This is a genomic window from Acrocarpospora pleiomorpha, from assembly GCF_009687885.1.
GTDB lineage: Bacteria > Actinomycetota > Actinomycetes > Streptosporangiales > Streptosporangiaceae > Acrocarpospora > Acrocarpospora pleiomorpha.
Genome location: NZ_BLAF01000037.1, coordinates 93,272 through 113,397 on the forward strand (window position 1 = coordinate 93,272; position 20,126 = coordinate 113,397).

General features: G+C 67.5%; 8 protein-coding genes. 3 read left to right on the forward strand and 5 right to left on the reverse strand.

What is annotated here, in order from left to right; translation table 11 throughout:
- Positions 1–4: 4 nt before the first annotated feature.
- From pglZ to pglW, 4 genes are all read right to left on the reverse strand, one after another.
- Positions 5–2,881, reverse strand: a complete 2,877-nt coding sequence (gene pglZ / locus Aple_RS29480) for a BREX-2 system phosphatase PglZ (protein WP_155347966.1) — start codon at positions 2,879–2,881, stop codon at positions 5–7.
- On the reverse strand, positions 2,878–6,813 hold the full coding sequence (gene pglY / locus Aple_RS29485; protein ID WP_155347967.1) for a BREX-2 system ATPase PglY: 3,936 nt from the start codon (positions 6,811–6,813) through the stop codon (positions 2,878–2,880). Before pglY ends, pglZ begins: the two co-directional genes overlap by 4 nt.
- A 79-nt stretch (positions 6,814–6,892) precedes the next feature.
- Positions 6,893–10,543, reverse strand: coding sequence for a BREX-2 system adenine-specific DNA-methyltransferase PglX (pglX, locus tag Aple_RS29490; protein ID WP_155347968.1), 3,651 nt, complete (start codon positions 10,541–10,543; stop codon positions 6,893–6,895).
- Positions 10,540–15,189 (reverse strand): BREX system serine/threonine kinase PglW, encoded by a 4,650-nt coding sequence (pglW, locus tag Aple_RS29495; RefSeq protein WP_155347969.1) that lies wholly within the window; start codon positions 15,187–15,189, stop codon positions 10,540–10,542. The genes pglX and pglW overlap by 4 nt, the downstream gene beginning before the upstream one ends.
- Before the next feature lie 320 nt (positions 15,190–15,509).
- Between pglW and Aple_RS29500 the strand changes: the two genes are divergently transcribed.
- Both Aple_RS29500 and Aple_RS29505 read left to right on the forward strand, forming a co-directional pair.
- Positions 15,510–15,752: a hypothetical protein gene (locus Aple_RS29500; RefSeq protein WP_155347970.1), complete on the forward strand. Its 243-nt coding sequence runs from the start codon at positions 15,510–15,512 to the stop codon at positions 15,750–15,752.
- 14 nt (positions 15,753–15,766) lie between these two features.
- On the forward strand, positions 15,767–16,222 hold the full coding sequence (locus Aple_RS29505; protein ID WP_155347971.1) for a hypothetical protein: 456 nt from the start codon (positions 15,767–15,769) through the stop codon (positions 16,220–16,222).
- A 683-nt stretch (positions 16,223–16,905) separates the two neighbouring features.
- On the opposite strand, the gene Aple_RS29510 is transcribed toward Aple_RS29505, so the two are convergent.
- The gene (locus tag Aple_RS29510) at positions 16,906–18,312 is read right to left on the reverse strand and encodes an IS1380 family transposase (protein WP_155347972.1); all 1,407 of its coding nucleotides are present in this window, start codon (positions 18,310–18,312) and stop codon (positions 16,906–16,908) included.
- A gap of 565 nt (positions 18,313–18,877) precedes the next feature.
- Here Aple_RS29510 and Aple_RS29515 point away from each other — a divergent pair.
- A partial coding sequence (locus Aple_RS29515; RefSeq protein WP_170321719.1) for a DNA/RNA helicase domain-containing protein occupies positions 18,878–20,126 on the forward strand: 1,249 nt, incomplete at its 3' end.

A 20,126-nucleotide genomic window follows, 5' to 3' on the forward strand; every position in this document is an offset into this window, starting at 1 on the left:
CTCGTCATGCCAGTTCGAACTGGTCGCGCAGCAGTCCCGCGTTCAGCCGCAGCGTGCGCCCGTCGGCCAGGGTCTCCAGAACCTGCACCCCGTCATAGTTGAGGAGCTGGCGCAGGACGGCGGCGAAACCGTCGGCGCGGCCAGCCGGGTAGCCGACGCGCTGGGCCAGTGCGGTGACCGGGAGAGTGCCGGTGTCGAGCAGGGACCGTACGGCCTGTTCAATTTTGTCCATGGGAGGCTTGCGAGCCAGCAGCCCCACCTGAGCCTTGAAGATCTCCGACTTCAGCAGGGCGTCGACCAGGGCGTCATCGGGCGAGGCTAGGCGAGGTGCGAGAAGGGCGTCGTCACCTCCGGGAGCCAGAACCACCTCGAAGAGCGCCTCTCCCAGCGGAGCCTGCGCCCTGGACGGCCTGGTGCGCCGCTTCGGCTCGGGTGCCGCGGCGACGACCTGGGCGGTGGCGGGGCGGGCGGTGTCCGACTCCGCCGACCACCATACCGGACGCTGGTCGCCGAGCTCACGCCAACCTTTGGGCGGCTCCGCGCCGAAGGGCAGGAATGCCAGGACGGGGATGGTGACCTCGGCAAGCGAGGCGCCCCCGTGATAGCCGGCCTTCTGTGACGTGTAGCGGGAGTCCGCGTCCCACAGCGCCACGATCTCGGCCCGTGGTTTCGGCCACACCACCCGCGGCCCCGACAACGTGATCTCGACTTCGCGCGGCGGGCCACCGGGTGCGCGGTGCCGGGCGGAGGCGATGCCGTCGCCGTCGACCTTCGTCCCGTGGCGGTCCACGACGTGCCCGTGGTCGCTGGTGAGGATCACCGCCATGCCCTCGGTCGCGGCCGTTCTCAGCAGTTCCCGCAGCTTACCGATCTGGTCGAGCCGCCACGCGCCGTCGCCGAGCTTCTGCTCCTTGGCGAGCCGGTCATCGATGGTGTTCAGGACGACCGCCACATGCGCGTGCTCGTCGGCGAGTGCCTCAGTCAGTTGCGGCCCGAACGGGTCGCCGGCGTTCTCGCCCCGCAAGTCGTCCTTGTGGAAGACGGCGGCTCTGGTCCCACTCCAGAACTTGTGCGCGGGGAACAGCCGCTTCTCGTCGGCCTGTGTACCCTTCATCAGCATCCCGGCGAACAGCGACGTCCGGGAGATCGCGGTCAGCGTTGGAAGGGCGGCCGCCATACTGCGCCGCCGCGGCGGCCGGTCCGCCATGTCCGGCACCGGGTCGTACTCGGCCCACTGCCGGCGGAGTTCCTCGCCCAGCTCGGTGGCGATCGCCGCGCTCATCCCGTCCAGGACCAGCAGCAGCACGCGACGCCCCGTCTTGGCGGTCACGACCGGCTTCACAACCCGGGTGAGAAAAGACTCCACGGTCAGCATGGAGCCGGGATCCGTGCCTGCCCTGGTCCAGGTGGCGAGCGTCCGCGCGAATGCCTGGTCGATCTCGCGCCGCCTCTCGCGCACGCGGGCGCCCAGTGTGCCATAGGCGGCTTTCAGCTCGGGGTTGGGGTCGCCCCCCGCCTCGACGTGCTCCAGGGCCTGGTCCACCCAGCCGGTCTCGGCGATGTGGCGCTCGACCGCCGCGGCGACAGTCTCCGCGCCGATGGCCGGATCGGTGGCGAGCCACCGGGCGAGCCGCTGTCCCATCTTGGCCCGCTTGATGCGCACCCGTACGTCGGGGTCGGCAGCCAATTGGTGCGCGTCCAGAGCCCGTACGGCCTGCGTGAGCGCATGCGCTTCCGCTCCCGCCAGTGCCCGCCCGGCCTGCGCGAAGCGTGCCTCCAGGCCGGGCGCCAGCACCGGGCTGGCCTCCACCGCGATCTCAGCGCCGAACTGCCGGGCCAGGGACGCGGCCCGGTCCAGCACCGTGCCGGTGATCCGCCGCGCCTCACGCGCCGCTTCCTCGTCCCCGCCGGCACGGCCCGCTTCCAGCAGCGCGGTCACGAACTCCTCACTGGAGCGCCCGAAGGTGGCCACGAGCGTGTCGAGAGCCTCACCGGCCGCAGGCGGCTTCTCTCCGAACCACCGCTCGGCCCGTCCCCGCCCAAGGTATGTCTGGGCGGCGGCCTCGGCGTGCAGCCACAGCGCCGCGCACACCAGCCCGAACGGCACCGCGTCCGCTCCGCGTTCGGCCACCACCAGCGCGAGCAACGCCCTCCCGGCAAGCCCCGACTGGTCCTCTTCACCAAGGAACGCCGTCAGCCCGGCACGCTCCGGGCTGCGCAGTGCGAGCAACCGTTCTGGGCCGCCGGGAGTGAGCGACCACCGCAGCAGGGCGTGCGTGTCGAGGCCGTCCCCGCTCTGCGTACGGCCCGCGCCCGGCGTCCCGTCGGTGTCGTAACGGCCGAGGCGCAGGCGGCGCAGCGCGAGCGCCGAAAGCGCGGTACGGCGCGACAGCATGCCTCCGGCGAGCGGCGGCCAGCCGCCCGGCGGAGTGGCGTCGAGAAGGGCCTCGGCGGCCCATGCCTCATCGGTCCTCAGGCGCGAGTCGACCCGCTCGGCGCCGAACGCCTCCCGTACGACCTCCCAGCCGTCGACGGTCTCGATACGCTTCTTGTGCGTACGGGCGAGGATCGCCGGATCGAGTTCGCTCTGCTCCCGGCCGGTCAGCACCACCAGTACCGCCGGTCCCGCGGCCTCCGCCGCCAGGTGGCCGAGCACCAGTTCGTGCACGGCCAAAGGTGACGGAGCCGCCGCGATACCGGCCCGCCGTCCCTCCCCCCAGGTCAGTTCTGCCGGACCGTCCCACTGGGGCGCGGAACGCAGCAGTACGACCCGCCGCCGTCCGCCGCCGGTGAGGGAGTCCGCCAGCGACGACTGAGCGGACAGGAACTGGGTGACGGTGGCGGTCGTCAGCCGCATCGCGCCGGTGGTCGCTGTGCTCATGAGTCCACGACCCGCCAGGTGATCTCGATGGTGGCGCCGGGATTCCTGGCCGCCAGTTCGGCCAGTTCGGCCTGCAGGTCGGCGCCCGCCTTGGCCGCCGTCGTCCGCTTCGTGCCCACCAGGCTCCCCCCTCCGGTTCCGGACGTGCCGGATCCGGGATCGGGGGTGATTTCGGATCCGGAGCCCGGTCCGCTGACGGTGGTCCCCGGCACGCGCGGATGACTTGACGACGTGTCCAGGCCCACATCCCCCACTTTCCGGCCTGGTGCGACAGGCGGAGGCTGGACAGGGGGGACGGGTGGCAGCTGGTTGCGCTTGACCAGCGCGGTGACCTCACGACGCGTTCTGTCCAGGGCGTCGATGAGGTCGCCCGTCAACTGGTCGGCCTGCGCCACGCCGCGCAGGGACTGCAGCAGCGACTGCCCCTCGGCGCCCAGTCCCTCGGCCAGTTCCAGCGTGTCCCAGGCCGCCGCGACCAGCGCCTGCGCGACGTCGTGCGCCCGCTTGACGGAGGTCCCGTACCGCTCGGCACTCACCTGGCCGAGGTCGAAACGGGCTAGCGTCTCGACAGACTTCTTGGCCCCGCTCGCCCCCGCCGTACCGTGCCCCGTGGCCGCCAGTTTCTCCAGCAGGTCACGCGAGCGCCGGGCGAGCGCGAGGCGTCCCGTCTCCTCGGTCTCGTCCAGGACGAGGAACCCGGCATGCGCCTCCAACCGGCGGACCAGTTCCGCCGCCGTTTCCTGATAGGTACGGGCGCCCTCGACGATCTGCCGGGCGAACTGGTTCACCATCCGCCCGCGCCGCAGTACCGGCGCCTTCTTGCCGAAGATGGTCTCGTACCGCCGCCGGGCCTCGTCCCAGTCGTCCTCGCTCGGCAGCGGCTGGCTGCGCAGCGCGTCGCCAGGTTTGATCTGCGCCAGCTCGGGCGCCGGGTCGAGCGGGACCCCGCCGCGTACCCACACCCGGTCGTCCATCTCTGCGAACGCGGCGACGACGAGGTTGGCGAGGAACGGCTCCAGCCCGCGCTTGCCCGGCTTGTCCGTCCAGCCGACGAGGGTGATCAGGCTCAGGTCGCCGGTGACGCCCTCCGTCTGCGCCATCCGCCGGAAGTGGTCGGCCCAGCGGGTGGACAGCTCAAAGTACGCCTCCTTCTGTTGCCCAAGTTCCAGCGGTTCGGCCACCCGCTTCATCAGCTTGCGGTCCTTCTCGGGCACCTCCAGCCGCCGATCGCGTGCCTCGGCGGCTGCCCGAACGTGCGCGAAAACTGTTCTGGCGTCGATCGGCTTCACGGAGCCGGCGGTGCCGTCCGGGTCGAGGTCCGGGTGCGCGGGGAACTGGCGGGCGAGCAACTTGCCCGCGAGGTCCCTGATCGCCTCGCGCATCGGCTTGGCGAAGGAAATGGCGAGGCCGCCGACGTCGGGCAGCGCCACGAGATGGTCGTCGAAGCCCAGCTCGACGTCGGAGGCCTTCTTGTCCGCCAGGCCGTACGCCTGCTTGAAAGCGGTCTTCACCTGCCTGAGCAGGGCTGCGCGCTGGGTTTCCAGCAGCCCCTTGGCGCGGGCCCGGTTGTCGGCGTTGAGGTGGGCGGCGTACTGCGTGGCGAACCGGTGCTCGTCGGCGAGCGCCTTGTCGACGACGAGGAGCCTGCGGAAGTCCGCGAACCGCTGTGCGGACAGGTGTGTGGGAACCCAGGCGAGCGTGCGGGCGGGCTCGCCCTGGCGCTCCCGGAGGGTGCGCATACGGTTGACGTCGTCGACGGGACCGTACGCCCCCTCGTCGAAGGGCAGGTCGACGACGATCCGCCACCGGCCGTCGAGCTGCGGCTGCAAGTCGTGGTCTTGCAGGTCGTCCTCGTCGGCGATGTTGCCGAAAATCACCTCCACCGAGCGGTTGGAGCCACGCCACACGAAGTTCAGGTCATCGGCGCCGAGCCTGCCGTCGGAGCGGTCAACGCCCAGCTCCTCGGCGAGAAGCCGCTTGGCCAGCGCCATCCGGTTGCCGGGATTGTCGTTGACGGCGGCGTTGGCGATGACCGAGTCGACGTCGACACCGGACAGCTCCAGCCGCACGCCGGGGCTGGCATCGGTGCCGGTCTCCTTGATCTCGGGGAAGCGGGCCGCCCACTCGGCCACCTTGCTCTTGATGATGCCGACCTCGCTGCCCGGAATCGGCGCCGTCACCGAACCGTGGTTCAGCGCGCCGAGGCGGCGGATCGTCAGGTCGCTGAGGGCGGGCACGCTGGGGGCGAGCGCCGACAGCAGCAGCGTGCAGATGAGGCGGTTGTCGCCGACGAACGACCTACAGCGCTGGAGCACCTTGGCGTCGGCGACGCTCTCCGGCCGGTGGAAGAACCGATCGATGTCGTCCTCGGTGACGTCGTAGGAGGTCAGCAGGTACGGCCGGAGCTTCGTCCTGTACAGCTTGTCCGACGCCTCGAAGACCACCTTCAGGCTGTCCACGAACGGCTTGTCACCACCGTCGGCGATCACCGGGTACAGGTCGCCCACCGGGACCAGGTCGCCGAGCCGCAGGTCGTCCCGGCGGCCGGCGAGCAGCTGGCCCATCAGCTTCAGACCGGTACGGGAACGCTGCAGCGCGGACGAGATGTGGACCAGGGTGTCCATGAAGGCGGGCGAGAAGGGATAGGTCAGCCGGAACGAGTCCTCGTCCGCCCCCGTAGTCCCGGAGTCCGAACCGAGCAACGTGTCCCACACCTGCGGTCCGACTTTCTTGGTCCGCTCGAACGCGGCGTCGACCAGCGGCTCCTTGCCCGCTTTGGGCTTCAGGAGCCGGGCGTACGCGATCTGCGGGAGGTTGCGGTCCTCAAGCGTGATCTTGTCGAACCGCCCCGAGGCGAGGTTCAGCGTGTCCTGGATCGACGCTTCCGCCGCGCCCGACACCTCCTCGCCGACCAGCTCGCGCAGGTCGCGCTGACGGGCGATGAACGACACGACCGGGATGGCTCGCCTTGCGTCCCCGCCCTCCACGAAGTTGGTAATCTTACTGGCTTCCCGGGCCACGAACTTCTGGTCGTGGATGAGCGTCGCGAGCCACAGGATCAGCTCGTCCATGAAGAGGATCAGACCGTGGTAGCCCAGCGACTTGGCGTGCTCAGCGATGACGGACAAGCCTGCATCGAGGGAAATGAATCCGTGCTCGTCCTCGGCTGCGTTCTTGGCGAACCCAGGCAGCAGGTGGGTACTCGCGTCCTGCACGAGCTTGGCCCGCAACTCGGTCGGGGTGGTCGGGTGCACCAGATCCAGCGGCGTACCAGTTTCGTGCGCCTCTTCCGCAGCGAGGGCCGTGTCCAGCAATTCTGACGTCCAGGTGAACGACTCGCCCCACTCGTCGTCCTCGTCCGGCCCCGCGCCGCCGGAGCCGAGCCCGTTGATAACCGCCGAGTCGCCCATCCGAGCGCGCATCGCCCGGATGTCGGTGAACAGCGCGTCGGTCCGGTACACCTGGGGGATCGTCGCTTCCGGATGCAGCTTCTTGACATGGTTGACGTAGCCGCCCAGCACCCGTTGCTCCAGGGCCTTCGCGCCGAGCATGTGATATGGCACGAGCAGGAACTTCTTGCCGTCGGTGTCCAGCCACTCGTGCTTGGTCAACAGGGGGTCGAACTCGCCGCGCGCACGGGCCACCGGGCTTCCGCTGAGCAGCGCGTACAGCACGGCCATGAAGTGCGACTTGCCGGAACCGAACGACCCGTGCAGGTAGGCGGCCTTCGAGGTGTGCCCATCGAGGGCGGACTTGATCAGCCCGAGCGCCTCGTCAAAGTTCTCCAGGAGCCGCTCGGTGACGACGTAGTCCTTGAGGGCGTGCCCGGCCCCCTCGGGCGTAACCGCCTCGGCCAGGCTCAACACGAAGTCCGAGGTGGAGATGGACTCCTTGATGTCGATGACATCCTTCAGGAGGGGCTGCTCTGCCATGGACCTCTCTCGCTCTCCTTCGCTTCGCGGTGCTGTGTACCGCATGTCTCTTCTAGAGACCGTGTCCTCGCCGTCTTCGCTACTTCTTCGTGCCGGTACGGCGTCCGCGGGCGGGCGCGACCGGCTGCCACTTCCGCAGGTCGTCGTCGGTCAGGCCGTGCTCGCCCTGGATCTGCTGCCGGTAGCCCGCGAAGAAGTCGGCCGGGGAGCCGCTGTACATCGCGTCAAACTCGTGGTGCCACTGGTACAACCACGGCTGCAGTTCCAGCAGGCCCGCGAGGAACGGGGTGATCTCCTCGGTGGTCAGCGGCTGGTTGGTGAAGTACGTGGCCAGCGCCTGCGCCTGTTCCCGGTGATCCCAGCCCGCCCAGCCGTAAAGATCGGGGGTGCCGGACGTGGTCGAGGGGTAGGAGATGAACCGCTCCTTGGGGACGTCGAGCTTGCCGCGCGCCCGCCAGTAGGACGGCTTGAGGAAATCGGCCGAGGTGTACTTCGGCGAAACAGGGATGGAGTCCCGGATCTTCCGCTTGGCTGGCTCGTCCAGAGCAGCGTCCTCCTGGCGCTGCAGCTCCCAGACGTGCTCCCAGTCGACGCGCTTCTTGAGCCCGGACGGCTTGTAGCGAAGGGGGGCCAGGAACGGCACGTGTTCGTCAGCGAGCAGGTCGGCGACGACGGCCGCCAGTTCCCGGCGAGGGGCGTATAGGGCAGCGACGGAGACGAAGTCCTCGTCCCGGGAGAGAGCGTCGACGAGCCGGGCGAGCGTGACGAGGGCGGGCTGCCCGTTCACGTCGTACCAGTGCTCGCGCTTCTCGATCTGGTCCAGCAGCCAGGACTGCAGCGCCTTCTCCTGCAAAGAGTCCCAGCCCTCGGTCGCCCAGCGCCGCTTGTACTCAGGTCGCTCGATCATTCCGATGGCCCGAGACGACCCGATTGCGTCGATACGCTTCTGCACGATCTGCTTGTACGGCTCAGTCCAATGCGCCGGGATCTCGGTGATCGGAGCGGATCTGTGGCGGTCGAACCACACGGTGGACACCTCCCCCTTGGCCACCTTGCGGGCGAGCACGATCTCAAAGGCACGTTGCCCAAGGGCTAGTTCTGGCGCATCGATCTCGTGGGAGGCGCACAGTTGCTCATGGTGGAGGTCGTAGAGCGAGTAGACCTTCCAGTCCAGCTCCTCTTGGAGCGCGATCATCCGGCCACGGATGGAGTTCCATGCAGACTTTGCCTCACGAAGAGCAGTGATGGTGGGGGTTCCGGCCGTGGTGACAGCGGAAGGGCTGATCGCGGAAGCCTGCTGGGCGAGATCGTCAAGGAGGGCTGCCAGAGACGTAGGGTATTGAGCGGGGAGAGGGAACTCTTCGAGATTGGTCCCAGTGAACTCGTAGCGATCAATCCACGCTTCAGGAGTCCATCTATTTCCGCCACCGCTTGAATTATCCGTTCCACCCTTAGCGTGACTTACCATCTTGAGCCAGAAACAGGCTGTGGAACTATTGAGCAGCCCGAGCAGTCGCAGATGCTCCTCTTCGCTCGCCTTCTCCCCCAGCTTAATCACGGGCGCAGAGCGATTAAACACTTTCCCCCCACGAGCCAAAACGAAATGATTGCCCGTCGCTACGAAGGCAAAGGGAATAGACCAGGCGTGCGCCCCATAATCCTTCGGAAGCTGGTGCCACGCCCACCAGTCCCTACCAGCACTGGAATACGTCTTTCCAGAACCGATAGTTCGCCTCCACAAATCCGTGCGAATTCTCCAGAAATGCCTCTTAAACCCCGAAGCGAGCCGCGCCTCCGCGAAGATTGAGCGGTTTTCATCATAGGGAAAAACGACCAAGTCAAGGTCAGCAAATCCCCAATCGCGAGTTTGATCTCCTCTATGACTCGGAACTGCATGCAATTCAGAGGCTCGACTCGCCAGAGGACCACTATTAGGAATAGTAAATGCTTCGTCTGCATGCGTATCCCCATAGAATCCGATTCTCATTGCGATGTCGTTAATCTTAAGACTTCGACCAGCATCGAGGAGCTCCACGATCTCCAGACCACCATCGGTCAGGATCCACGGCTGCCTACCAAAATACCGATCCCGCGCTAGATCATCCACCGAAACCCACTGGCTTACCGATCCAGGATCATTAATCTGGCCGACGATTGCCCGCCACACTAGCCCATCCTCTCCGTTCTCCGGAGTGGCAGGCTCTCCTTGAACGCTTCTAACCGTGCGAATTTTCTCCGACCGATCAACCCCTGAACGACACGTGCCTATGAGAATTACCGTTGGCGTTCCATGTCCAGGGATGTATGCGCCAGAGGTGTCGATAACCTCCGTCAGCTCGACCTGGCGGGCGAAGAACTCCTCGATCAGCTTGGTGCCGAACTCTCGTTTCATGAACGAGTTTGCAGTGATCTGTCCGACCATGCCGTAGCCACGCCCATCAGCGTCGCCTCGCTTGGCCAGCTCGAAGAAGCGCTGGGCGAACGGCACCGAAAGCGCGTATGTCCCCGTGCATGCCTTGTATAGGTCCCGGTACAGCTCGTTCAGCTTCTTATCTTTGACCGTGATGTATGGCGGGTTACCGACCACCACGTGGTAACGCCCCTGCTCCAGAATGCGGGGATGCTCGTGCACGTCCTCCATGGCATAGGTGAAATTGGCCCGCTCATCCTCCTGCTCCGCAACGAATTCGAGCTCCCCCTGCCCCTCAGCGCCCCGCATGCCGAGCTCAAGCTGGCGTTCTTTGATCAGCGAGTCACCCACAGCCAAGTGCATCGGCCAGTCGTACTTGTTCGCCGTAGCCAAGGTCCGGAGGTTGGCTACGGCCATGGCGGCCATCAGCAGACGGAACCTGGCGATCGCGACCGCGAACGAGTTCACGTCCACCCCGTGCACCGAGTCCAGCGCCGCTCGCACCCACTCGTGCCGATCGGCGTCCGGCCGGTGTTCGGCCCAGAGCCGCAGCAGCCGACGGAACATGCCCAGCACGAAGTGGCCCGACCCACAGGTGGGATCGATCATCTTCAGCTTCTCGAAGCCGAACTCTCGCACTGCCGGGTCCATCGTCCGGTCGAGGATGAACTCCTCCACGAACTCCGGCGTCTGCAGCAGCGCGTAAGTCTTACGTGCCGCCTCCGACAGATCCTGGTACAGGTCGCCGAGGAATCGGGTGTCCCACCCTTGCGTACCATCGTCGTTCAGTGGATCGGTGAAGTCGTGGACGAGCACACCCCCCTCGTCCCGCTCCCGCCAGAACTCCACCAGCACCCGCGCCCCATCGTGCGAAAGCGGAATCTGGAAGAGCGGGTTGTGCACCCGGTCGAACAGCAGCCGACCCGCCTGACCCTCACCCAACTCCCCGAAGGCACGTTCCAACCAACCGCGATACGTCGGGTCGGGGTCATCCTCGACATACGCCTCGTACCGCGCCTGCGCCAGGTCCCGGCGTTCGGCATCCGGGGCGGTCAGGTAGGGCTCGGGGATCAGGCGGTTGTCCTCGCAGAAGCGCACGAAGACCGTGCCCAGGAGCCACGCCACCGCGACCTGGGTGACGCGCTCGTCGAGCCAGGAGGTCCAAGTCTCCGCCGTCCGGCCCAGTTTGCGCGCCTTGTCGTACTCGGCGCGCAGTCGTGTCCCTACCTCCGGAAGGGCTTTGACCTGCTTGGCGAGGTCGGTTTCGACCGCCTTGATCTGCTGCTTCAGATCCTCCAACAGCGACTTGCGGTCGATCATCTGGTCTCTCCCCACACCTTCTGGCTCTTCGCAACGGCCCGGTGCTCGTTGCTCACCCACGCATCCGGAAGTTCGATCCACTCCCCGAGCCCTGCCTGGTAAGGCACGGCGACCGCCCCCAGCCGCGGCTCGCGCCCCGGGTCGCCCTGCGGGCAGAGCAGCCAGAGACCGCGCCTGCCCTGCCGGGCCGCCGCCGCGAGCTGGTTGAGCACGCCCATCGCGTCGTAGCGGGCGAACACCCCCGCGTCCGTCAACAGCACCGGGCCGGTGCCCGTCTCCAGCAACTCACGCATCCTAGGCTCAATCCGGCCCCAGGCGGTACGGCTGTACTCGGCGAACTTCAGGGCCGCCCGCGTGCCCGGCTCGGCGACGTCCGCGCGAAGGATGGTCTCCCAGGTGGGCTTCGTGCCCGGTGGTACCAGCTCGTGCATGACCTGGAGAAACAGCCCGGTCATCGAGACGACCTCGGCCCCGAACCTGCCGGGCGCGTTCGAAAGCTCGGCGACCGCCTCCCGGGCCAGCCCCGAGCGCACAGTCAGCACCCGGAAACCGTCCCGCCGTACTGAGGCGGCGAGCCGTTCCTCCGCGCGTACCGCAGCCGCGAGCTGCGGGTCGTCGGCGTACTGGGTGATGCCGGTGCCGGCCGTGGTCTGCCGCCAGGCGCGTGCGGTCAGGTAGCTGGAGGCGATGTCCATGCGCGTGGGCAGGTAGCGCGGAGTCCCGGTGTCCTCGCGAGTGGACAGGGTCAGGTCGAACCCGGCGTCCCGCAGGGCCTTGGTCAGCGCTCCCCCGGTCGGCAGGCGGTGCCGGCCTCTGCCGTCCGTCAGCTCGGGAAAGCGGGCGCGCACCCGCTCGTGGACGTCCTCGGCGGTCAGACCCGGCTGCCGTCCTTCGGGCACACCGGGGACGAGCCGTACCAGGCCCGCCTGCGTGAGCCGCAGGGCCCGCACCAGCGGCAGGTCGCGGGGATATATCTCCAGCCGCGGGGTGGCGGCGGCGCTCCGGGAGGCGGCGACGGCCAGCTCGACCATGCGGCGCTCGTCCCACTCGACCGCGCCCGGCGGAGGAGCGATCGCCCCCAGCTCGCCCAGCACGGTCGTCGCGGCCGGCAGCGTGTCGAGCCTGCCGAGGCGGTCGGCGACCCGTCCCAGGCGGTGCGCGTAGTCGAGCAGGCCGGGAGCGGACGGGGTGTCGGGGCCATCGTCCTCGCCGACCTCCAGGGCCAGCAGGCCCGCGCCCATCGCCTCGTCCACGGCCTCGCGGTTGGAGGCGTGCCTGAACTCACTTTCCTCCGGGACGAGCTGCTCGACCTCCACCACGGCCCGCACAGCGGCCAAGGCCAGGGCCCTGCGCTGATCGAGCCCCTGCAGGCGGGTGCCGCGCCGCACCGCCAGCGCGTCGGCGATCTCGGCGGCGGAGGCGACCCGGCCGAGGCCGACGAGCAGCGAAAGGATCTCCTCTCGCAGCGCCTGCACCGCCGGGAGTTTCTGCCAGCGCGTCCGTTGGGTCCTCAGCATCTGGGGGATGCGTCCGTGGCTGAGGCCGAGTGCCTCGGCGACCTCCTTCTGCTTCGGCCAGACGCCGATGACGGGCAGCTCGCCCCGCTCGTCGGGCAGGCGCAGCAGCAGCCGCACCATCTCGACCTCGTTCTGGTTCGACCCGTTCTTCTTCAGCTCCGGAACCAGCAGCGCGGCCAGCGTGTCGAGGCTGACGGAACGCAGCACGCGCTGGGAAAAGTCCTCCGCGCCCCCACCGACGACGAGAGCGTTCACCAGGGCGGACTCCCCGGCGCCGAGCCGCTCCAGCTCCTCTTTCGCGGCTTGCCTGCCTTCGGGGGTGAGTGGGGAGACGGGCGCCTGGCGCAGGCGTTCGCCCCATTCGCGCTGGCGACGCTGGATCTCGTTACGGGTCTTGGCGCCAAGGCCGGGGGCGTTGACGAGGTTGCGCTGGCTGTAGTCCAGCAGCTCGCCCACCGTCGTCACGCCCAGGCCGTACAGGAACGACTCGGCGGCCGGGGTCAGACCGGCGGCCGACAGGTGGGTGTCGCGGGTGACCTCGGCGGCGAGCCGGTCACGCTGCTGCTCGGCGGACTCCGGCTCGGCGTCGGCGATCGCCGGGGTAGCCTCCGCCAGGCCTGTCTGCTCGGTCGTGGCGGGTGCCGGATGCCGGGACGTGCGAGGGCTGGACGGGGCCGTCTCCGCCATGTCCAGGAAGATCTTCTTCCAAGCGTCCCGCATCGGCTTGAGGTCGCGGAAGCGTTGTGCGGCGTCCCGGTGGAGGGCATTGCGGAAGAAGGCGACGAGCCCGTCCCGGATCGCGGAGTCGAACGCGTCGGCGGCGATCGCCGGGTACGGCCACTCCTGCGGGTCGGTCTGGCGGGGCGAGACCTTGCCGTCGCTCCACTTTGGCAGCTCACCGGAGGCCATCTCGTGCAGGGTGACGGCGAGGGCGTACCGCTCGGCGTGGGCGTCGTACACCGAGCGGGTCAGCGTTCCGATGAACGGGTCAAGGTAGCCGTCCGTACCGGCGTCCGTCTCCTGCACCGGGTACCCGGCCAGCGAAAAGTCGATCAGCACCAGCTCGCGGGTGCGGTTGGGGCGGACGCGGATCGCGATGTTGTCCGGCTTGATGTCGCGATGCCAGACGCCCTCGCCCTCCAGGAAGTCGACCGCGCCGAAAAGGTAGTCGCCGTACGCCTCCAGTTGGTCGACCTGGAGCCTGCCGCCCTCGCGCAACTGCCGCGCCACGGTCTCCTCGCGACGGCGTGTACCGCTGGTGGCCTCCCCGTTCTCGTCCGAGTCCCGTTCGTCGCCGACGTACTCCAGGACGAGGACCGTACGACCGCTGATCGCCAGCTGCTCCGGTTCGACCAGCCGGATGACGCGCGAGTCGGGGCGGAGCCGTCCCATGACCTCGGCCTCACGGGCCAGGACCTCGCCGCGGCTGTCGGACAGGGCGACCTTCAGCACGGCGAGGGCGCGGGCGCCGCGCGCCGCCGGGTCCGCCCTCAGGTCGCGGACGAGGAAGGCTCGGCTTGTCGAGCCGGTCCCCAGGCGGCGCCGTACCTCCCAGCGGTCGGCCAGCACGTCGCCCGCGACGGCCTCCAGCGGGTCCTTCTCCGGGGCCTGCTCTGCCGCACCGGTGTCGGCCGGACCGGAGACGGGGGTGGTCAGCGAGTCCTCGACGCACTCCAGCATCTCCAGGAACTCGTCGACCGTGGCGAGCCGCTGCACCGGCCGGTAGGCGGTCGCGGCCTGGACCAGCTCGTCGATGTCCTCTGACAGGCCGTCCACAATGGCGCTGGGACGCAGCCCCTCCCCGGCCTCCAGCCGGGCGAGCAGTTCGGCCTGACTCGCGGCCGGGGGCCTGCCCGTCGCCAGCAGGTAGGTGAGCACGCCAAGGCCGTACACGTCGAGAGCGATCGGGTCGGGGGCCACCGCGGTCAGCTCGGGGGCGAGGTACGGGTCCGAGCCCTCCGACAGGTGGATCGCGGACAGGGCCGTCGGGGCGAAGCGCGTCATGCCCTGCGACGATCCGTTGCCGCTGCGTTGCGTGGCGATCTGCCAGTCGGAGATCTGCAGGCGCGGGGCGAGCCAGGCGGCCTCCTCGCCGACGGCCTGGCCCTTGCGGCCCCGGTTGCGGGGGATCACGTGTACGGAACGGGCGGCCAGCGCGCGGTGGTGGATGCGGCTGGAGTGCGCCGAGCGCATTGTCTCGGCGAGCTGCCTGACCAGGGCCATCCTGCCGAGGATGTCGAGCTTGTCGCCGTACTGGACCAGGTACTCGTCCAGGCGGAGGGTCTGCGGGTGGTAGTCGAAGATCAGCGCGGGGCCGGCCGAGTGTCCAGAAGGGTCGTACTGCTTCAGCTGGACGACGCCTGGGTGACGGAAGCGGCGCAGGACAGCGGCCTCACGCCGGGCGGCGTTCTCCACCGACGCGCGGATCGAGGCGTCCGAGCCGCGCTCCCGCAGGTAGATGCGGACCCGAGCCAGCTCGGGGAGCTCGCTGTGGCGGGCCAGGTAGTCGGCCCAGGTCGGCCCGGTGTCGAAGGACTTGCGCTCCAGCAGGTACGGGCCGACCTTGTACTCGGCGTCGCTGCGGCGGATGCCCACCCGCTCCAGCGCGCCCTTGACCTCCCGCGAGTCGGTCGCGGTGATCCGCTGCCGTTCGTCGCGCGCAGGCCGGCGCAGCATCTCCACGAGCCCGTCAATCGTGTAGACGCCGTTCTGGTCGTGAGCGGGCAGTCGAACCCTGAGTGAGGAGTCGGTGAAACAGACCGCGGCGGACACCCACACGCGCTTGCCTTGCTGCCCCAGCAGCGCCGCCAACTCCTTGGCCTTCTTGTTCACCAGGTGGAGCGGATTGCCGTGCGGGACGCGACGGCCGCTCTTCGTGGTCTGGACCCAGGTGCCGTTCTCGGTGGTGAGGCTACCGCGCCAGTCCTTGAGTTCGACCAAGCAGACGCCACCGGGAGTGACGACCAGCAGGTCGACCTCCCGCACATGACCGGCGTGCGCGGTGAAGGTGAAGTTCGACCAGGCCCGCCACGGTTCGCTGTCCGGAAGCTTCTCGCGGATCGCCTCCAGGCCACGGCGCTCGTGGTCGAACTCGGACTCGGTGACGGTGGTCCACCGGCCTTCGAGCATGCACCCACTCCGCTGTCGATACTGTGTCTCGCCGGCCCTGAGCTAAGCCGAAACTCTCCCGGCAAATGGTAAAGCAACGTGAATACCTGCAGGTTGATCCTTCTCGGGTTGGTAAGCGAGCCGTTATAAAGGGATGATCGTTGGGTGTTCGACCGACTTACCGTGGATGAAGGTCTTACCTCCGTGGATCAAAGCGACAAAACATGGCTCATTGACCGCCTGCTACGGGTCCAGGCGTCAACTTTGGGCGGTGCACCCGCTTCACCCTCATCCGCTATATCGCTGAGCGGGTCTCCAAACGCTCAGATCGCGGTAGCGTCATGCCCGTCGCGCTCTTGTCGTGGATGAAACGCTGGCCCAGGTTTCTGGTGCTGGACGGGCTTGACGAGGTCACCGACCCAACGGCACGTAAGCGAGTCACCGAGCTGGTCACCAACGCCGAAGCCGATGACTGCGACCTGTTCGTCGTGCTCACCACCCGGCCGATCGGCTACACCGAGAACATCGCCCAACCCAGTTCGAACGCATCGACCTGGACTACCTCGAACCCGACCAAGCCGTGAGCTACGGAACTTTGGTGACGAAGGTACGGCTTCGCAGCGATATCGACTGGTTCGAAAAGGTCGTCCGGTTCAAGCAGGCCGCCGAGGACGAAGCGCTGCAGAATCTGTTGCGCACACCGCTGCAGGTGCTCATCATGCCGATCATCGTCAGATCGGCCAGCCGCCTCGCACCAGACCCCTTCAGCCTGTTCTGGGGCTACTACGACATCGTCTTCCGGCGAGAGCGGGACAAGCGGGCCAGCTTGAACCGGGTCCTCCAGGAACACGGGCAGCAGATCCAGCAGTTGCATGAACGCATCGGGTTCGAACTCCAGGCCCGCAGCGAAGCCAGCGATCGCTCCAACGCCACTCTCACCCACCAGGAGCTGGCAAACTTCACCTGGCAGGTGCTCCACGAGGCTGGCTTCAAGCCCTCGGCACCGACACCGACCTGCGCGCCAAGATCGTCGCAGCTGCCACGCGGCGTCTGACGCTCATCGCACCCCGCGGGAACGAAAGGTTACGGCTTCGACGTCCGGTCCCTGCAAGAACTCATGGCCGCGATGCACCTAACCACAGGCCCGCTGAACGTCGTGATCGAACGCCTGGACAGCCACCTCCAGCCCTCATGGGCGCAACACCTGGATCTTCGCCCCCGGCAAGTTGTTCTCCACCCCCCAAGACCATGAGCACAAGGCCTTGGTCGAGTTCCTGGAATCGATCGACAACGGCTCCTACTCCCGGCTAGCCACCCATCCTTCCCGTCGGACCGAGGCTGGCCCTCGATCTCATCGACGACGGGATGGCTCGCTCCTTGCCCAAGCGGCGCGACCGGCTCATGGTCGTCCGCGTACTGCTGCGGTTTGCCGATGCCGGTGACGAGCAACGTCAGCTGCTCGCTGAAGGACTACGAGACGCGCCGGGTGGGACGCAACCGCTCGAAATACCACAGAGAGGCCCTCAGCCTGGATCCACCGCGTAAATTCGCCTGATCATTTTCCGGCCCGATTCCTCGCTAAGGCCCGTTTCTCCTGGTAAGACGCTGTTTTCGGGCGTGGGTGGGCCGCCGTGCGCGGGTCGCGGCTTGTCCGGATGTTTCACGGCTCGGGGGCGGATTGGGCGCGGGTGACCGGCGGGTCGTCGTGGTGCGGGGGCGGTGACCGGGTTCGGCGGGTCAGACCGCTTGGGTGGGTGGCGGGTGGTGGACGGCGTCGAAGATGTTCATCCAGGCCCTCTGCCGACGCCAGTGCCCGGGCAGGTGGAAGGTGATATGACCGCGTCCGTGGCGGGCCAGGCGGGCGGGAACGATGATCAAATGACGGCGTAAGGTGGCACCGCGTGCTCTGGCGTGGAAGGCTCCGGCCAGGCAACCGGTGGCGCGCAGCAAGTTGTGTGCGATGGCGGCCAGGGTCAGCCACGCGGCGTTCGCGTTGAAGTTCCCCGACGGCAGATGCGCGAGCGGGCCGTCGATCAGGTCCGCGTTGACCTGCTCGATGATCGCGTGGTCGCGGTGCTGTTGTTCGGCCTGGACCAGGTCGAACGGGCTGTCGGTGAAGATCGCGTGATATCGGTGAAGGGGGAAGATCTCATCCTGGCCGAGGCCGGCTCGCGGGTTGAGGCGTTTGACCCGGCGCACGATCAGGCGGGCGGTGACGGCGTTGGTCTTCTTGGACGCGAACGCGGTGTAGCCGATCTCGGCGATCTCGGCGTCGGAGACCCAGCACCCGGCCTGCTCGTCGAAGACCGCGTCCGGGTACTCGATCGCGACCCACGCCGACTCGGGGATGCCCGCGATCGCTGTCTTGACCTTCGGGTCCATTTTGGCGGTGACCGAGAACCGGGTGCCGGAACGGCGGCAGGCGTTGATGGGAGCGGCCGCGTAGAACGCCGAATCACCGCGCATCACCAGGATGCCGGAGGCCCCGGCCGCGCGGGACGCGCTGATGGACTCGGCGACGAACGACTCGGCGCCGCGGGCGGAGGCTGCCGAGCCGCCACGCAACCGGGTGCCGGTCACCACCGGGGCGGCCAGCACCGTGGACAGCGTCGAGACCAGCACGTTCAGCCCACGGATCAGCACACTCTTACCCTGGATCTTCGTATGACCGAACCCGGAACCCTGCTTGGCGTAGCCGTAGGTACGGCGTTGCATCGAGTCCAGGTCGAGGAAGGCGAGCACGTCCGCGCCGGGCAGCAACGGGGTATGGGTGCCCAGCCGGGCCAGCAGCATGCGGCTGACCTTTTCGATCTGGCGGACGTTGCCCCAGCTCAGGCAGCGCAGGAACGACCCGAGCGTGGACGGGGCCCGGATCCCGTCCAACAGTCTGTCCATGCCGCCGTGCCGCAGCATGTCCAGATCGTCGATGGAATCGGCGCCGCAGGCCATCCCGGCCACGATCGAGGCGAGTTTCGCGGGCGCGTTCACGCCGAGCCGGTCGGCGATCGCCACGTGCTCGCCCGCCAGCACGGCCAGGCCGCATCGCTCGGCCAATCGCATGACCGGTTCCAGTCCGGCGTAGGCGACCAGGTGCTCGTCATCGAAGGAGGCATGGGTCTTGGCGGCGGCATGGAAGAATCGCACGTACGAGGTGTCCTTTGACTGCGGTGCTGGAAGCGTAGAGAACTCCCATCATCCCAGTACGGAGGGCACCTCCTCTCATTTCACGGCACTCGCGTCAGTTTTGGCTCGGTGGATCCAGGCTCAGGCACTGGTGCGGGTTGTGGCCAAAGGGATCAATTCATGGCAGCAGACCCGATGGCTAGCCAAGGTCCTCGCACGGCCAAGCGCAGGTCCGCCAGTTGCGCCAGTTGCGCCAGCTGACGGCTGGGCGGACTTCGACGAGGAAATACAGACCTATCCCCTCCCCTATCAGAGGACGCACTGGTCGAGAGGTGTAGCGACCACCGAGCCTAGTAAGGGGTTCGGGCACCTTCCTCACTGTCGCCAGACTGTCAGTCGCGCCGTTAGGGTACAGATCATCGCCCCTTGTCCCCCGCCCGCGTCTGCGGGCGCCTGACTAGCTGCCCCCGCCAGGAATCCGATGAGCGCACGTTATCTTCTAGCCGCCCCTGCGTCTCAACTGCACGAGTGGATCGTCAATGACCAAGAGGGACTCGTGGCTGACCTGACCACGAGGACTGCTCGGATGTTTCACACCAGCGCCAGCACCTCCGAGAGGGAATCCTGGCGCGCCAGCGTCCGCCACGTTGTCAATGCGCTCATAGAAGCGAAACTGAGTGAAGTTATCGTCATCCTAGAAATGAGCAACCTGTCCAATAACGGCCGCATTGACATGGTCCTGGTCGGCTCTTACCCAGGTACCAGCGACCTCTCGCTCGTAGTAGTCGAGAACAAGCAGTGGTCATGGGCGCGGATGGATCCGAAGAACGGCAAAGTGATCCATCCGGGAAGCTTGAGTGGCACCCTGCATCCCGCCAAGCAGGTGTGGTCCTACGGTGAATCGCTGCTGCGGCACATGTCGCTCCTACACACCGCCCGCATGCACTACCTCGTCAACTTGCACAACGCCCAGCGGAAGGACGTGGTGGACATCTTGCCGCCGGCCGAGCCGCTTCCGGAAGAGTGTGACGACAGTCTGCATATCTTCGCCGGAGACGAACGCGATGAGTTCCTCTCGTTCCTTACCGAGGTGCTGTCCGGCGATCATGCGGCGGACCATTTGCGTGACATCGACGAGGCGCGGGTCCGACCGAACGAGGACCTGATGCGAGCGGTCGACCGCGCGGTGCGCGACCGCCCCGTCTTCGTTCTGCTGGACCAGCAACGACTCGCGGTCGACCAGATAATCAGGGATGTCCGTCAGGCCAACTCCGCCAGAAACAAGAAGGTCTTCATCATCAAGGGCGGCCCAGGCACGGGCAAGAGCGTGCTCGCCCTGGAACTCCTGGGCAGACTGAACCGCCTCGGCTTCGCCACCGAACATGCGTCGGGTAGCTCGGCCTTCGCCGGGGCGCTGCGGGAACACCTGAGCGGGACGCGCAAAGAGGTTGAGGAGGTGTTCACCTACTTCAACCAGCACGGTCGGCGGCCCGAGAACGAGATCGATTGTCTGGTCATCGACGAGGGCCACCGGCTTCGCGCGACCTCCGTCGACCGTTTTACCAAAGCGGAACATCGCACCGAAGTGCCACAGGCCTGCGAACTGATCAATGTGGCCAGGGTGTCGGTCTTTCTCCTGGATCCGTACCAGGTGATCCGCGCCGACGAAGTCGGGACGATCGAAGAGATTCGGCAGGCCGCCGACGACTGCGGAGTCCTGCCGACCAACATCCATGAATTCACTCTGGAAAGCCAGTTCAGACACACCCGGTGCCCCGAATTCGTCGATTGGGTGGAGCAGCTATTCGGCTACCACGGGACCGCACCGTCACCCT

Excerpts from the sequence above, each read along its gene's own strand:
- pglZ (WP_155347966.1), bottom strand. The coding sequence starts at position 2,881 with ATGAGCACAGCGACCACCGGCGCGATGCGGCTGACGACCGCCACCGTC.
- Aple_RS29500 (WP_155347970.1), top strand. The coding sequence starts at position 15,510 with ATGCCCGTCGCGCTCTTGTCGTGGATGAAACGCTGGCCCAGGTTTCTG.
- pglW (WP_155347969.1), bottom strand. The coding sequence starts at position 15,189 with ATGCTCGAAGGCCGGTGGACCACCGTCACCGAGTCCGAGTTCGACCAC.
- pglX (WP_155347968.1), bottom strand. The coding sequence starts at position 10,543 with ATGATCGACCGCAAGTCGCTGTTGGAGGATCTGAAGCAGCAGATCAAG.
- pglY (WP_155347967.1), bottom strand. The coding sequence starts at position 6,813 with ATGGCAGAGCAGCCCCTCCTGAAGGATGTCATCGACATCAAGGAGTCC.